Source organism: Achromobacter sp. MFA1 R4 (assembly GCF_900156745.1).
Classification (GTDB): domain Bacteria; phylum Pseudomonadota; class Gammaproteobacteria; order Burkholderiales; family Burkholderiaceae_B; genus Achromobacter.
Window position 1 is genome coordinate 5,812,714 of the sequence record NZ_LT707065.1, and the last position, 14,774, is coordinate 5,827,487.

Genomic DNA, 14,774 nt, shown 5'->3' on the forward strand with positions numbered 1-14,774 from the left:
GGTTGCCTCTATATGAAGCTATTTTGGATGGAAGCAATGATATCCCGTTGCAGGACCAGCAACCCCATCTATATACTTCGATATCAAATAACTTTACGTCGAGATAGTTTATGCGGAGCCTGCCGTTTCGCCCCCTGCTGGTCGTCGTCGCCATCGTGGCGGTGGCGCTGAATCTGCGTCCCGCCTTGGCGGCGATCGGGCCGCTGCTGGACATGATCCAGGCGGCCACCGGCGCGACCCACACGCAGGCCAGCCTGCTGACCACCTTGCCCGTGTTCGTGATGGGCCTTTGCGCGCTGGCCGGGCGGCACGTCACCGGCCGGTTGAGCGAACGCGGCGGAATCGGCCTGGGACTGGCACTGGTGGCCCTCGCCTGCCTGGCCCGCTACGTGGCGGTGGACACCTATGGGCTGTTGCTGACGGCAGCGGTGGCGGGCGTGGGCATTGCGTTGGTGCAGACCTTGCTTCCGGCCTTCATCAAGCGCCATTTCGCGCATGAGATGGGACGGGTTTTCGGGCTTTACACCACCGGCATCATGGCGGGCGCGGCCATCGCGGCGGCGGGCGCGGCGGGGCTGGCCGGCCAGATGGGCTGGCCAGCCGCGTTGGCATTCTGGAGCCTGCCCGCGGTGGTGGCGCTGCCCCTGTGGCTGAACGCGGCGCGCGGTCAGTCGTCGCGCGGTCAGTCGGCCCGCCGCGCATCGCCACGCCTGCCCGCTTCGCGCCCGGCGCCGCACAGTTTCTGGCGCAACTTGCGGGCGTGGGAGCTGATGCTGTTTTTCGGCATCGGCACCGGCGCCTACACGCTGGTGTTGGCGTGGTTGCCGCCGTTCTACACCAGTCTGGGTTGGGCGCCTTCCGCCGCGGGCTTTCTGCTGGGCGGCCTGACCTTGGCGGAAGTCATGGCCGGCCTTGCCGTCTCGGCCTGGATCGGCAGGTTTCCCGATCGCCGCACGCCGCTTGCGGCGGTCCTCGTCATCCTGATCTGCGGGCTGGCGTGCCTGATCCTTGCCCCGCTCAACCTGGCGCTGCTTGCCTGCCTGCTATTGGGCGTGGGCATCGGCGCGCTCTTTCCGCTGTCGCTGATCGTGGCGATGGACCATGTGGACGATCCGGCCCAGGCCGGGATGCTGGCGGCGTTTGTGCAGGGCGGGGGCTATGTGATCGCGAGTTTCATGCCGCTGCTGGCGGGCGTGCTGCGCGACCGGTTTTCCAGCCTGAGCCAGGCCTGGGTCGTGATGCTTGGCGGCGCCATAGTCCTGCTGGCGCTTGCCCTGCGGTTTTCGCCCGCCTCGTACCGGCGGATCGCCGCATGAAATCGTCTGAATAAAAAAAGCGCCGCGCCCTCGCAAGGGCCGGCGCTTTTCGGGTGGCGGTCGCGGCAAGCCGCGGCGCGTCACTGTTGCACGTTACTTCTTTTTCATCGGCGGCAAATCCGTGCAGACGCCTTCGGCGACTTCCGCGGCCATACCCACCGATTCGCCCAGGGTCGGGTGCGGGTGGATGGTCTTGGCGATGTCGACGACGTCGGCGCCCATTTCCACGGCCAGGGCCAGCTCGCTGATCAGGTCGCCCGCGTGGGTGCCCACGATGCTGCCGCCCAGGATGCGATGCGTTTCGGCGTCGAAGATGAGCTTGGTGAAGCCTTCGTCGCGGCCGTTGGCGATGGCGCGGCCGGAGGCGGCCCACGGGAAGACGCCCTTCTCGATCTTGATGCCCTGCTTCTTGGCTTCGTCTTCGGTCAGGCCGACCCACGCCACTTCCGGATCGGTGTAGGCCACCGACGGGATGACGCGCGCATCGAAGAAGGACTTCTGGCCGGCGGCGGCTTCGGCGGCGACGTGGCCTTCATGCACGGCCTTGTGGGCCAGCATGGGTTGGCCGACGATGTCGCCGATGGCGTAGATGTGCGGCACGTTGGTGCGCATCTGGCGGTCGACCTCGATGAAACCGCGGTCGGTGACGGCGATGCCCGCCTTGTCGGCGCCGATCTTCTTGCCGTTGGGGCTGCGGCCCACGGCCTGCAGGACCAGGTCGTAGCGCTGCGGTTCCTTGGGCGCGCCCTCGCCTTCAAAGCTGACGTAGATGCCGTCCTTTTTGGCTTCGGCGCCCACGGTCTTGGTCTTCAACATGATGTTGTCGAAGCGGTAGGCGTTCTTCTTCTGCCACACCTTGACCAGGTCGCGGTCGGCGCCCTGCATCAGGCCGTCCAGCATTTCCACCACGTCCAGGCGCGCGCCCAGCGTGGAGTACACCGTGCCCATCTCCAGGCCGATGATGCCGCCGCCGATGATGAGCATCTTCTTGGGCACTTCACGCAGCAGCAAGGCGCCGGTGGAGTCGACGATGCGGTCGTCTTCGGGCAGGAACGGCAGCTTCACCGACTGGCTGCCGGCGGCGATGATGGCCTGCTTGAAGCGCAGGGTCTGGGTCTTGCCGTCGGCCGCCTTGACGGTCAGGTGGTTGGCGTCGGCGAATTCGCCCACGCCGGTGACCACGGTGACCTTGCGCGCCTTGGCCATGCCCGCGAGGCCGCCGGTCAGCTTGGCGACCACGCTGTCCTTGTAGCCGCGCAGCTTGTCCAGGTCGATCTTGGGCTCGCCGAAGCTGATGCCGTGGGCGGCCAGTTCGCGGGCTTCGTCGATGATGGCAGCGTTGTGCAGCAGCGCCTTGGACGGGATGCAGCCCACGTTCAGGCAGACGCCGCCCAGCGTGCTGTAGCGTTCGACCAGGACCACGGACAGGCCCAGGTCGGCGGCGCGGAAGGCGGCGGAGTAGCCGCCAGGGCCCGCGCCCAGGACCAGCATGTCGTATTCGGCGTCGGCCGAGCCGCTGTAGGTGGCGGCGGCAGGCGCGGCAGCCTTGGCGGCGGGCGCTTCAGACTTGGAAGCGTCCTTCGCGGCCGCCTTGGCGTCGGACTTGGCATCCGCCTTGGGGGCTTCTTCCTTGGCGGCGCCGGCCGCTTCCACTTCCAGCACGACGGCGCCTTCGGCAACCTTGTCGCCGACCTTCACGGCGATGGACTTCACCACGCCGCCCTGCGACGCGGGGATTTCCATCGAGGCCTTGTCGGATTCCACGGTGATCAGGCTTTGTTCGGCCTTGATCGTGTCGCCCACGGCCACCAGCACCTCGATGACTTCCACTTCCTTGAAGTCGCCGATGTCCGGCACTTTGATTTGAACGGTATTGCTCATAGGGCTCCCCGTTTACAGCGCGATGCGGCGGAAGTCGGCCAGCAAGGCGCCCAGATAGGCGTTGAAGCGGGCAGCCGAGGCGCCGTCGATGACGCGGTGGTCGTAGGACAGCGACAGCGGCACCATCAGGCGCGGCACGAACTGCTTGCCGTCCCACACGGGCTTGTGCGCGGAGCGCGACACGCCCAGGATGGCGACTTCAGGCGCGTTGATGATGGGCGTGAACGAGGTGCCGCCAATACCGCCGAGCGACGAGATCGAGAAGCAGCCGCCCTGCATTTCGGCGGGCGAGATCTTGCCGTCGCGGGCCTTCTTGGACAGGTCGGTCATTTCCTGGGCGATCTGCAGGATGCCCTTCTTGTCGGCATCGCGGATCACCGGCACCACCAGCCCGTTGGGCGTGTCGGCCGCAAAGCCGATGTGGTAGTACTGCTTGAGCACCAGGTTGTCGCCGTCCAGGGACGCGTTGAACTCGGGGAATTTCTTCAGGGCCGCGACCACGGCCTTGATCAGGAAGGCCAGCATGGTGACCTTGATGCCCGACTTCTCGTTTTCCTTGTTCAGCGTGACGCGCAGCGCTTCCAGGTCGGTGATGTCCGCTTCGTCGTTGTTGGTGACGTGCGGGATCATGACCCAGTTGCGGTGCAGGTTCGCGCCCGAGATCTTCTTGATGCGCGACAGCGGCTTGGCTTCGATGGGGCCGAACTTGGTGAAGTCGACCTTCGGCCACGGCAGGAGGCCCAGCGCGGCGCCATCGGCCGAGCCGCCGGCGGCGGCAGCCGCCGGGGCCGCGGACAGGGCCTGCTTGACGAATCCGCGGACGTCGTCGGCGGTGATGCGTTCCTTGGGACCCGTGCCCTTCACCTTGGAAAGGTTCACGCCCAGTTCACGCGCGAACTTGCGCACGGACGGCGAAGCGTGGGGCAACTGGCCGGGCTTGAGGTTGGCGTCTTCGAGCGCGGCGGCGGGGGCCGGGCGCGCGGCAGGTGCAGCGGCCGGCGCAGCTTCAACTTTGGCTTCGGCCTTGGCTTCCGACTTGGCAGCCGGCGCGGCTTCGGCCTTGGCTGCGGGCGCCGCGCCTTGCTGCGCGCCGCCTTCCACCACCACCACGACCGAACCCTTGGCGACCTTGTCGCCGACCTTGACCTTCACTTCCTTGACCACGCCGCCCTGCGAGGCCGGGATCTCCATCGAGGCCTTGTCGGACTCGACGGTGATCAGTCTCTGCTCGGCCTTGATGGTGTCGCCGACGGCGACCATGACTTCGATGACTTCCACTTCCTTGAAGTCGCCGATGTCGGGCACTTCGATCTCGACCGGGCCCGTGGAGGCGGCCGGGGCCGGGGCCGACGCTTCGGCCTTGTGGGCAGCGGCGGCGGCCTGCTTGGGTTCTTCCTTGGCGGCCGGTTTGGAGTCGGCCTTGGGAGCCTCTTCCTTGGCGGCGCCGGCGTCGGCGGCTTCCACTTCCAGCACGACCGCGCCTTCGGCGACCTTGTCGCCGACCTTCACGGCGATGGACTTCACGACGCCGCCCTGCGACGCCGGGATTTCCATCGAGGCCTTGTCGGATTCGACCGTGATCAGGCTCTGTTCCGCCTTGATCGTGTCGCCCACGGCAACCAGCACTTCAATGACTTCCACTTCCTTGAAGTCGCCGATGTCGGGAACCTTGATTTGCACGATGTTGCTCATGTCTCTTTACCCTCAGGCGTATTGCGGGTTGGCTTTGTTCGGATTGATGCCGTACTTCTTGATGGCTTCGGCCACCTTGGCAACCGGCACCTTGCCTTCGTCGGCCAGCGCGCGCAGGGCGGCGACCACGACGAAGTGGCGGTCCACCTCGAAGTGCTCGCGCAGCTTGGCGCGGAAATCCGAGCGGCCGAAACCATCGGTGCCCAGCACCTTGTATTCGCGGCCCTTGGGCACGAACGGACGGATCTGGTCCGCAAAGAGCTTCATGTAGTCGGTCGACGCGATGATCGGGCCTTCCGTCTTGGCCAGCTGTTCCGTGACGTAAGCGACCTGCGGCTTCTTCTCGTCGGGGTGCAGCATGTTGTGGCGTTCGACGTCCAGGCCGTTGCGGCGCAGCTCGGTGAAGCTGGTGACGCTCCAGAGGTCCGATGCGACATCCCAATCGGAAGCCAGCAGTTCCTGCGCGGCCATGACTTCCCGCAGGATGGTGCCCGAGCCCATGAGCTGCACGCGGTTCTTGCCCTTGCCGTGCGACTTGAGCTTGTACATGCCCTTGATGATGCCTTCCTCGTCGCCCTGGGTCAGACCGGGCTGCGGGTAGTTTTCGTTCATCACCGTCAGGTAGTAATAGACGTTTTCCTGGTCTTCCACCATGCGCTTCAAGCCATGCTGGATGATCACGGCGAGCTCGTGGCCGAACGTCGGGTCGTAGGACACGCAGTTCGGGATGGTCGAGGCCAGGATGTGGCTGTGGCCGTCTTCGTGCTGCAGGCCTTCGCCGTTCAGCGTCGTGCGGCCGGCGGTGCCGCCCAGCAGGAAGCCGCGCGCCTGCATGTCGCCGGCGGCCCAGGCCAGGTCGCCGATGCGCTGGAACCCGAACATCGAGTAGTAGATGAAGAACGGGATCATGATGCGGTTGTTCGAGGAGTACGACGTGGCCGCCGCAATCCACGAGCTCATCGCGCCCGCTTCGTTGATGCCTTCCTGCAGGAGCTGGCCGTCGGCCGACTCCTTGTAGTACATGACCTGGTCCTTGTCGACCGGGACGTACTTCTGGCCTTCCGGCGCGTAGATGCCGATCTGGCGGAACAGGCCTTCCATGCCGAAGGTGCGCGATTCGTCGGCCAGGATCGGCACGACGCGCGGGCCCAGTTCCTTGTCGCGCAGCACCTGGTTCAGGATGCGCACGAAAGCCTGGGTGGTGGAGATTTCACGGCCGTCGGCGGTGGGCTCCAGCACGGCCTTGAAGGCGTCCAGCGCGGGGGCCTTCAGTTGCTCGTCGGCCTTGGCGCGGCGGCGCGGCAGATAGCCGCCCAGCGCGGCGCGGCGCTCGTGCAGGTACTTCATTTCGGGCGAGTCTTCCGCCGGCTTGAAGTACGGCAGGTCCGCCAGCTTGTCGTCCGGGATGGGGATGCCGAAGCGGTCGCGGAATTCGCGGATGGAGTCCAGCTCCAGCTTCTTTTGCTGGTGGGTCGGGTTCTTGGCCTGGCCCACGTGGCCCATGCCGTAGCCCTTGATGGTCTTGGCCAGGATGACGGTCGGCTGGCCGGTGTGGTCGCTGGCCGACTTGAAGGCGGCGTACACCTTGTGGGGATCATGGCCGCCGCGGTTCAGGCGCCAGATGTCCTCGTCGCTCATGCGCGACACGGCTTCCAGCAGCTTGGGGTGCTTGCCGAAGAAGTGTTCGCGGACGAACTTGCCGTCATTGGCCTTGTACGCCTGGTACTCGCCGTCGACGGTTTCTTCCATGATCTGGCGCAGGATGCCTTCCTTGTCGTGCGCGAGCAGCGGATCCCAGTAGCCGCCCCAGATCAGCTTGATGACGTTCCAGCCCGAACCGCGGAAGTCGCCTTCCAGTTCCTGGATGATCTTGCCGTTGCCGCGCACCGGGCCGTCCAGGCGCTGCAGGTTGCAGTTGATGACGAAGATCAGGTTGTCGAGCTTTTCGCGGGCCGCCAGGGCGATGGCGCCCAGGGACTCGGGTTCGTCCATTTCGCCGTCGCCGCAGAACACCCAGACCTTGCGGTTGCTGGTGTCGGCGATGCCGCGGGCGTGCAGGTACTTCAGGAAGCGGGCCTGGTAGATGGCCATCAGCGGGCCCAGGCCCATCGACACGGTCGGGAACTGCCAGAAGTCCGGCATCAGCTTCGGATGCGGGTACGAGGACAGGCCCTTGCCGTCGACTTCCTGGCGGAAGTGGTTCAGCTGTTCTTCGGTCAGGCGGCCTTCGAGGTAGGCGCGGCCATACATGCCGGGCGAGGTGTGGCCCTGGAAGTAGACCAGGTCGCCGCCGTGGCCTTCGTCTTCAGCGTGCCAGAAGTGGTTCTGGCCGCAGCCGATCATGGTGGCCAGCGAGGCGAACGACGCGATGTGGCCGCCCAGGTCGCCGCCGTCGGGCGGGTTGTGCTTGTTGGCCTTGACCACCATGGCCATGGCATTCCAGCGCACGTACGAGCGGATGCGCGATTCCAGTTCCAGGTTGCCGGGATGCGCCGGCTCCAGGCCGGGCGGAATCGTGTTGACGTAAGCGGTGTTGGGCGAGAACGGGATGTGGGCGCCGGAGCGACGGGCTTCGTCGATCAGGCGTTCCAGCAGGTAATGGGCGCGCTGCGGTCCTTCGCGGTCGAGGACTGCCGCCAGGGCTTCGAGCCACTCCTGGGTTTCAAGGGTGTCTTCGTCGTTGGCGGCCTGCACGGCGCCAGCCTGGGCGTTAGAGGACATCGTGTGTCTCCTGTTGGGGTTCGTCGTGACCACACACCCGCTTATTTATCTACTCGCGGACATTGCATGGTAGCCGGGATCATCCGGGCTACCATGTGATGCATGGGGTCGGGGTGTTCTAAGGACCTGCCAGGGCCGGTTTCCCTATCAGGCGGCATTCTAAGAAAGAAGATTAACCGGTCGCAAGGAAAATTTCATGTTGCGGTACGGCATTTCATAATACGGAAAGTTGACCCGAAGCTGAATGCCGGAACGCCATACTTTTTATGGCCTAGCCCGAACGCAGGGCTTGATTCCCGGCAATTCCCTTCCAACACGCACTAAAATGCGCGGTCTATCCGGCCCGAATTCCATGTCCAGCGCGCCCAAGTCCAATATTCCTACGCCTTTCCACGACCACGCCCGTACCCGGCGGCGCGGGGTGTACTGGGTCACGCCCGCGATGGTGCTGATCCTCTATATCTGTGTGATGGGCGTCTTCTTCTGGCTGCAGCGCATCCATGACGACAGCGTCATGTTTGTCACGATAGACCAGGAACTGCGCCAGCAACGCCTGATCTGGGTGGTGCTGGCGCTGTCCTGCGTCATCGTCATCAGCCTGCTGATGCTCTGGCGCTATACCCGCTTCCGGTCCACCGCCGAGGCCGCGCTCATCGCCGAAACCGGCTTCCGGCGCGCCATGGAGAACTCCATGTCCACGGGCATGCGCGTGCTCGACATGGAGGGACGCATCGCCTACGTGAACCCCGCCTTCTGCCGGATGATCGGCTGGAACGAAGCCGACCTGATCGGCCGCAGCCCGCCCTTCCCCTATTGGGTGCCGGGCCGCCACGAGCAGCACCAGCACACGCTGGACGTGCTGATGTCGGGCAAGACGCCCAGCAGCGGCCTGGAGGTCGAGGCGCAGCGCCGCGACGGCTCGCGCTTCACGGCGCGCATGTATGTGTCGCCGCTGCTGGACCCCAATGGCAACCAGATCGGCTGGATGACGTCCATGACCGACATCACCGAGCCCAAGCGCATCCGCGAGGCCCTGACCGCCGCGCACGAGCGCTTCATGACCGTGCTGGAAGGCCTGGACGACGCCATTTCGGTTACCGCCGACACCCACGACGGGCTGGAACTATTGTTCGCCAACCGCACGTACCGCCGCGTGTTCGGCGCGCAGACGGGCGGTCACGATGAACTGCTGGCCGGCCGCCGCGGCCGCTTCACCGACGAATCGGTCGAAGTCTTCGCGCCGTCGGTGCAGCGCTGGTTTGAAGTGCACCACCGCATGCTGGCCTGGACGGACGGGCGCCGCGTGCGCATGCAGGTGGCGCGCGACATCACCGAACGCCGCGGCCACGAGGAAGCGTCGCGCGTGCAGCAGGAAAAGATCCAGCTCACCAGCCGCCTCACCACCATGGGCGAGATGGCCTCGTCGCTGGCGCACGAACTGAACCAGCCGCTGACGGCCATCGCCAACTACAGCATGGGCGCGGTGGCCCTGGTCAAGGCCGGCCACACCAGCCCCAACATGCTGCTGCCGGCGCTGGAAAAGGCCGCTTCGCAGGCCGAGCGCGCCGGCAAGATCATCAGCCGCATCCGCGAATTCGTGAAGCGCAGCGAGCCGCGCCGCCAGCGCGTGGCGATCGGCCGCATCGTCGACAACGCCATCGGCTTTGCCGAAATCGATGCCCGCAAGCGCCGCATCCGCATCGACAGCTTCGTGCCGTCCAACGCCCCGGACGTCCTGGCCGACCCCATCCTGATTGAACAAGTCCTGCTGAACCTGCTCAAGAATGGCCTGGAAGCCATGGAAAAGAGCGAGTCCGACGAGCTTAAGGTTGCCGTAATTCTGCACGAGCAGCATATCGAGGTAGCCGTGGTGGACCGCGGCCATGGCCTGGCCGAGCCCGAGCGCCTGTTCGAACCCTTCTTCAGCACCAAGTCCCAGGGCCTGGGCATGGGGCTGAACATCTGCCGTACCATTATTGAATCGCACCACGGCCGCCTGTGGGCCGACCCGAATCCCGCCGGCGGTACTATCTTCCGCTTTACCCTGCCCTGCGCTGCGACCCAGACGCAGGCCCAGAACGATCAGTCCGAGGAGTTGCACGCATGAACACGCCCCACCTGTCGAGCACGGTATTCATTGTTGACGACGACGAAGCGGTCCGCGATTCGCTGCGCTGGCTGCTGGAAGCCAACGGATATCGCGTTCGCGCCTACGCCAGCGGCGAATCTTTCCTGGAAGATTACGACGCCAGCCAGGTTGGCGTGCTGATCGCCGACGTGCGCATGCCCGGCATGAGCGGCCTGGAACTCCAGGAGCAGCTCATTGCCCGCAATGCGCCGCTGCCCATCGTGTTCATCACGGGCCACGGCGACGTGCCCATGGCCGTGTCGACCATGAAGAAAGGCGCCGTCGACTTCCTGGAAAAGCCGTTCAACGAATCCGACCTGCGCGAGATCGTGGCGCGCATGCTGGAGCAGGCCACGCAACGCGTGAGCAAGCACCAGGCCCAGAAGGACCACGAAGCCATGCTAGCGCGCCTGACCGCGCGCGAGCAGCAGGTGCTGGAGCGCATCGTCGCCGGCCGCTTGAACAAGCAGATCGCCGACGACCTGGGCATCAGCATCAAGACCGTCGAGGCGCACCGCGCCAACATTATGGAAAAACTTGAAGTGACCACCGTTGCTGATTTGATGAAAGTGGCCTTGGCCAAACCTGAGGCTCATGCATGACCGCTAGGATTATTGACGGCGCGGCCCTGTCGCAGCGCATTCGCGAAGAAGTCGCCCAACGTGTTTCGGTCCTGGCCGACAAGGGCACCCGCCCCGGCCTGGCCGTGGTGCTGGTGGGCGCGGACCCCGCCTCGCAGGTGTACGTGCGCAACAAGGTCGCGGCCTGCGAAAAGGCCGGCCTGCATTCCGTGAAAGAGCAGTACCCCGCCGAGATGACCGAGGCCGAACTGCTGGCCCGCATCGAGGTCCTGAACCAGGATCCTTCCATTCACGGCATCCTGGTGCAGTTGCCCCTGCCCAAGCACATGGACGCCCACAAGGTCATCGAAGCCATCGCGGCCGAGAAGGACGTGGACGGCTTCCATGTCAGCAATGCGGGCCTGCTGATGACCGGCCAGCCGCTGTTCCGTCCCTGCACGCCGTATGGCGTGATGAAGATGCTGGAAGCTGAAGGCGTGGCGCTGCGCGGCGCCGAGGCCGTCATCGTGGGCGCCAGCAATATCGTGGGCAAGCCCATGGCGATGCTGCTGCTGCAGGCGGGCGCCACCATCACGATCTGCAATTCCAAGACGCGCGACCTGGCGGCCCAGACCCGCCGCGCCGACGTGCTGGTCGTGGCCACCGGCAAGCCCGGCATGATCGACGGCTCGATGATCAAGCCCGGCGCCGTCGTCATTGACGTGGGCATCAACCGCGGCGCGGACGGCAAGCTGTGCGGCGACGTGGACTTCGCCTCCGCCAAGGAAGTGGCCGGCGCGATCACGCCCGTGCCGGGCGGCGTGGGTCCCATGACCATCGCCATGCTGCTGGTCAATACGGTCGAAGCGGCTGAACGGGCTGCTGCCGCCTGAAAGCGGAACGCGCCGGATGCCCCCTGGCGGGCGGGTGTTCGTGACATCTCGATGTCTGACACCCGCGCGCGCGGCTCGTGGCACATGCGCGAGGGCCTCCCGGGTGTCGGACACCTGCCGGATGGGCAATGCCCTGTCCCTGCCGCAAGCCCGATGCCAAAGCGCCCCCGGCGATCCGGCGGTCCGCCGGCACCTTTCCCGCGGGGCGCTGTCAGAATGATTGCGACCTTGCATTCGGGCGGTCCGCCCCTACCTGATCCTTATCTCCTTCGCCGGCGCGCCGACCGCGCCGCCCGCCATCATTCAAGCCGGTAACACCATGACCCAGAACCCCCTGCTCGCTCCCGTTTCCGAACTGGTCGATTACGCGGCCGTCAAGCCCGGGCATATCGTGCCTGCCGTCGAGGAACTGCTGGGCATCGCCCGCCAGGCCGTCGACCAGGCCGCCGATCCCGCGCTCGCGCCCACCTGGGAGGCCGTGGTGGAGCCGCTGGACACCGCCTCCGAACGGCTCTGGCGCGCCTGGTCGGTGGCCGGCCACCTGAACGCCGTCGTCAACACGCCCGAGCTGCGCGAAGCCTATAACGCCGCGCTGCCGCTGGTCACCGAATTCTCGACCTGGGTCGGGCTGCACGAAGGCCTGTACAAGCAATACCAGCGCCTGGCCGCCGCCCCCGATTTCGCGTCCTGGACGCCGGTGCGCCGCCGCATCGTGGAAATGGCCCTGCGCGATTTCCGCCTGAGCGGCGTCGAACTGCAAGGCGCGGACCGCGAACGCTACGCCGCGATCTCCGACCGCGAAGCCCAGGCGTCGCAGAAATTCTCGGAAAACGTGCTCGATTCCATCGACGCCTGGTCGCTGTTCGTCGAAGACGAAGGCCGCCTGGCCGGTATCCCGGCTGACGTGCGCGCCGCGGCCCGCGCCGCCGCCGAGGAAGACGGCAAGGCTGGCTGGAAGCTCACGCTGAAGATGCCCTGCTACCTGCCCGTCATGCAGTACGCGCAGGACCGCTCGCTGCGCGAGGCGCTGTACCGCGGCTACGGCACGGTCGCGTCCGAACAGGGCGACGCCAAATTCGACAACTCCCCGCTGATCGAAGAACTGCTGGCGCTGCGCGCCGAGGAATCCGGCCTGCTGGGCCTGGGCACCTTTGCCGCGCTGCGCCTGCAGACGCGCATGGCCCGCGACGCCAAGGAAGTCACCGTCTTCCTGCGCGATCTGGCCGCGCGCGCCAAGCCCTTTGCGCAGCGCGATCTGGCCGAACTGACGGCCTACGCGACCGGCGAGCTGGGCCTGGACAGCCTGCAGCCCTGGGACGTGGCGTACGCCTCCGAGCGCCTGCGCGAGTCCCGCTACGCGTACTCGGAAGACGAGGTCAAGCAGTACTTCACCGAGCCGCGCGTCCTGGCGGGCCTGTTCGAGGTCATCGAGACCCTGTTCGGCGTGCGCCTGGCGGAAACGCCCGTGTCCTCATGGCATGGCGACGTGCGCGGCGTGCGGGTGGAAAGCCCCGACGGCGCGCTCATCGGCCACCTGTACCTGGACCTGTACGCGCGCGCCGGCAAGCAGAACGGCGCCTGGGTGGACAGCGAACGCACGCGCCGCGCCGTGGCCGGCAAGGTGCAGACGCCCATCGCCTACCTGACGTGCAATTTCTCGCGCCCCAACGGTGACCGTCCGGCCGTGCTGACGCACGACGACGTGATCACCCTCTTCCATGAAACCGGCCACGCCCTGCATGCGCTGCTGTCCGAAGTCGACGAGCCCGGCGCCGCCGCGTTCGCCAGCGTGGAGTGGGATGCCATCGAGCTGCCCTCGCAGTTCATGGAGAACTTCTGCTGGGAATGGGCCGTGGTGCAGAAGCTGTCGGCGCATGTGGACACTGGCGAGCCGCTGCCGCGCGCGCTCTACGACCGCCTCGTTGCCGCGCGCAACTACCAGAGCGGCATGCAGACCGTGCGCCAGATCGAATTCGCCCTCTTTGACATGCTGATGCACGACCGCAGCAAGGGCGCGTCGATTTCCGAAGTGCTGGCGCTGCTGCAGGAAGTGCGCCAGGAAGTGGCGGTGCTGTTCCCGCCCGCCTGGCATCGCCTGCCGCATGCTTTTTCGCACCTGTTCGCGGGCGGCTATGGCGCGGGCTACTACAGCTACAAGTGGGCCGAAGTGCTGTCGGCCGACGCCTACGAGGCCTTCGAGGAGGCCGCCGCAAAACAGGCCGGCAACGCCCTGGGCACGCTGGACCCGGAAACCGGCGCGCGTTTCCGCCGCGAAGTGCTGGCCGTGGGCGGCTCACGCCCGGCGGCCGAGTCCTTCGCCGCGTTCCGCGGCCGCGCGCCACGCATCGACGCGCTGCTGCGCCACAGCGGCATGACGGCGGGCTGACGACTGACTGCTGACCGCTGACTGCTGACGGCGGTCGGCAGTGTCAGACACCGCCTGATACGGCCCGCCCCCGCGCGGGCCGTTTTTTCGACCGGCCCTTGCGCCCGCACAAGCCGACGCGCCGCCCGCTGCGCTAGCGTGGACCCCAGCGGGTAGAATCCGGGAGGTTTACCCCTTTCCGGCTACTGGACCCATGCGACACCTGATTACCGGCCGCGCCTTTCGCGGACTGCTGTTGGCCTTGTGTGTGTTTCTCGCCGCCTGCGGCGACAGGAACGTGGACTGGACGCTCTATAACGTAAAGGGGCATCTGCCGGACCTGAAGTTCTCGCTGCCCGGCGCGGGCGGCAAGACGGTCAGCAGCGAAGACCTCAAGGGCAAGACGGTGCTGCTGTTTTTCGGCTACGCCAGTTGCCCGGACATCTGCCCCACGACCATGGCGCAGCTGACCGCGGTGCTGCAGAACCTGGGCGACAAGGCCAAGGACGTGCGCATCCTCTTCGTCAGCGTGGATCCGCACCGCGACACGCCGGACATCCTGCAGGCCTACGTCAATGCCTTCAACAACAACGCCATCGGCGTGACCGGCGACGAACGGCAGATCGCCGACCTGGCGCGCCGCTACCGCGTGGCCTACCAGATCGAAAAGCCCCGCCCCGGCGACGACGCCGACATGTACGAAGTGACGCACAGCCGTGGCGTGTACATTTTCGACAAGGACGGCCATGCGCGCCTGCTGGCGTCGGACACCGACAGCATCGAGGCGCTGACCAAGGACGTGCGCCAGCTCATCGACCTCACCTCCTGACCGGGCTCGGCGCGGGCCGCCCCCGGCAGGGTCTGCACACCAGTTGTTACAGCGACGGCGCGCGGGGCGTGGGTATCATCAGGCCACATCGCCCCCTTTTTTCCCTAACAGGAGTACGCGCATGAGCATCATCATCATGATCATCGTCGGGTTCATCGTGGGCCTGATCGCCCGCGCCATCATGCCCGGGGACCAGAACATGGGGATCATCATGACCACCATTCTGGGCATCGTCGGCGCCGTCGTCGCCGGTTTCCTGGGCCAGTCGCTCGGCTGGTATCAACCCGGCGAGCCCGCAGGCTGGATCGCATCCGTCGTGGGCGCGATCATCGTGCTGTTCGTGGTGGGCCTGATCGCCAAGAAGCGCACCTGAAGTCCGCCGCCAGGCG

At 66.2% G+C, this 14,774-nt stretch carries 10 protein-coding genes; 7 read left to right on the plus strand and 3 right to left on the minus strand.

Features of this window, described 5'->3' with window-relative positions; all coding sequences use genetic code 11:
* The first annotated feature begins 110 nt into the window (after positions 1-110).
* On the plus strand, positions 111-1,316 hold the full coding sequence (locus BXA00_RS26665; protein ID WP_076521371.1) for an MFS transporter: 1,206 nt from the start codon (positions 111-113) through the stop codon (positions 1,314-1,316).
* Between the two features lie 93 nt (positions 1,317-1,409).
* Here BXA00_RS26665 and lpdA read toward each other — a convergent pair whose 3' ends face one another.
* From lpdA to aceE, 3 genes are read right to left on the minus strand one after another with little or no spacing between them, the layout of a single operon-like run.
* Positions 1,410-3,197, minus strand: coding sequence for a dihydrolipoyl dehydrogenase (gene lpdA, locus BXA00_RS26670; protein ID WP_076521372.1), 1,788 nt, complete (start codon positions 3,195-3,197; stop codon positions 1,410-1,412).
* Positions 3,198-3,209: 12 nt separating this feature from the next.
* On the minus strand, positions 3,210-4,889 hold the full coding sequence (gene aceF, locus BXA00_RS26675; RefSeq protein WP_076521373.1) for a dihydrolipoyllysine-residue acetyltransferase: 1,680 nt from the start codon (positions 4,887-4,889) through the stop codon (positions 3,210-3,212).
* 12 nt (positions 4,890-4,901) lie between these two features.
* Positions 4,902-7,610, minus strand: a complete 2,709-nt coding sequence (aceE, locus tag BXA00_RS26680; protein ID WP_076521374.1) for a pyruvate dehydrogenase (acetyl-transferring), homodimeric type — start codon at positions 7,608-7,610, stop codon at positions 4,902-4,904.
* 352 nt (positions 7,611-7,962) lie between these two features.
* Between aceE and BXA00_RS26685 the strand changes: the two genes are divergently transcribed.
* The 6 genes from BXA00_RS26685 (at position 7,963) to BXA00_RS26710 (ending at position 14,758) form a co-directional block, all read left to right on the plus strand.
* Positions 7,963-9,717: a PAS domain S-box protein gene (locus BXA00_RS26685; RefSeq protein WP_076521375.1), complete on the plus strand. Its 1,755-nt coding sequence runs from the start codon at positions 7,963-7,965 to the stop codon at positions 9,715-9,717.
* On the plus strand, positions 9,714-10,340 hold the full coding sequence (locus tag BXA00_RS26690) for a response regulator transcription factor (protein ID WP_043545730.1): 627 nt from the start codon (positions 9,714-9,716) through the stop codon (positions 10,338-10,340). Before BXA00_RS26685 ends, BXA00_RS26690 begins: the two co-directional genes overlap by 4 nt.
* Positions 10,337-11,191, plus strand: a complete 855-nt coding sequence (gene folD, locus BXA00_RS26695) for a bifunctional methylenetetrahydrofolate dehydrogenase/methenyltetrahydrofolate cyclohydrolase FolD (protein ID WP_076521376.1) — start codon at positions 10,337-10,339, stop codon at positions 11,189-11,191. Before BXA00_RS26690 ends, folD begins: the two co-directional genes overlap by 4 nt.
* 319 nt (positions 11,192-11,510) lie before the next feature.
* Entirely contained in the window at positions 11,511-13,577 is a 2,067-nt protein-coding gene (locus BXA00_RS26700) for a M3 family metallopeptidase (RefSeq protein WP_076521377.1), read from the plus strand.
* Positions 13,578-13,770: 193 nt separating this feature from the next.
* Positions 13,771-14,385, plus strand: coding sequence for an SCO family protein (locus BXA00_RS26705; RefSeq protein ID WP_076521378.1), 615 nt, complete (start codon positions 13,771-13,773; stop codon positions 14,383-14,385).
* A gap of 121 nt (positions 14,386-14,506) precedes the next feature.
* A complete protein-coding gene (locus BXA00_RS26710; RefSeq protein WP_076521379.1) occupies positions 14,507-14,758 on the plus strand; it encodes a GlsB/YeaQ/YmgE family stress response membrane protein in 252 nt (83 codons plus the stop codon).
* Positions 14,759-14,774 lie beyond the last annotated feature (16 nt).

Coding starts and splice junctions, on each gene's coding strand:
- BXA00_RS26665 (WP_076521371.1), top strand. CDS start 111: ATGCGGAGCCTGCCGTTTCGCCCCCTGCTGGTCGTCGTCGCCATCGTG.
- lpdA (WP_076521372.1), bottom strand. CDS start 3,197: ATGAGCAATACCGTTCAAATCAAAGTGCCGGACATCGGCGACTTCAAG.
- aceF (WP_076521373.1), bottom strand. CDS start 4,889: ATGAGCAACATCGTGCAAATCAAGGTTCCCGACATCGGCGACTTCAAG.
- aceE (WP_076521374.1), bottom strand. CDS start 7,610: ATGTCCTCTAACGCCCAGGCTGGCGCCGTGCAGGCCGCCAACGACGAA.
- BXA00_RS26685 (WP_076521375.1), top strand. CDS start 7,963: ATGTCCAGCGCGCCCAAGTCCAATATTCCTACGCCTTTCCACGACCAC.
- BXA00_RS26690 (WP_043545730.1), top strand. CDS start 9,714: ATGAACACGCCCCACCTGTCGAGCACGGTATTCATTGTTGACGACGAC.
- folD (WP_076521376.1), top strand. CDS start 10,337: ATGACCGCTAGGATTATTGACGGCGCGGCCCTGTCGCAGCGCATTCGC.
- BXA00_RS26700 (WP_076521377.1), top strand. CDS start 11,511: ATGACCCAGAACCCCCTGCTCGCTCCCGTTTCCGAACTGGTCGATTAC.
- BXA00_RS26705 (WP_076521378.1), top strand. CDS start 13,771: ATGCGACACCTGATTACCGGCCGCGCCTTTCGCGGACTGCTGTTGGCC.
- BXA00_RS26710 (WP_076521379.1), top strand. CDS start 14,507: ATGAGCATCATCATCATGATCATCGTCGGGTTCATCGTGGGCCTGATC.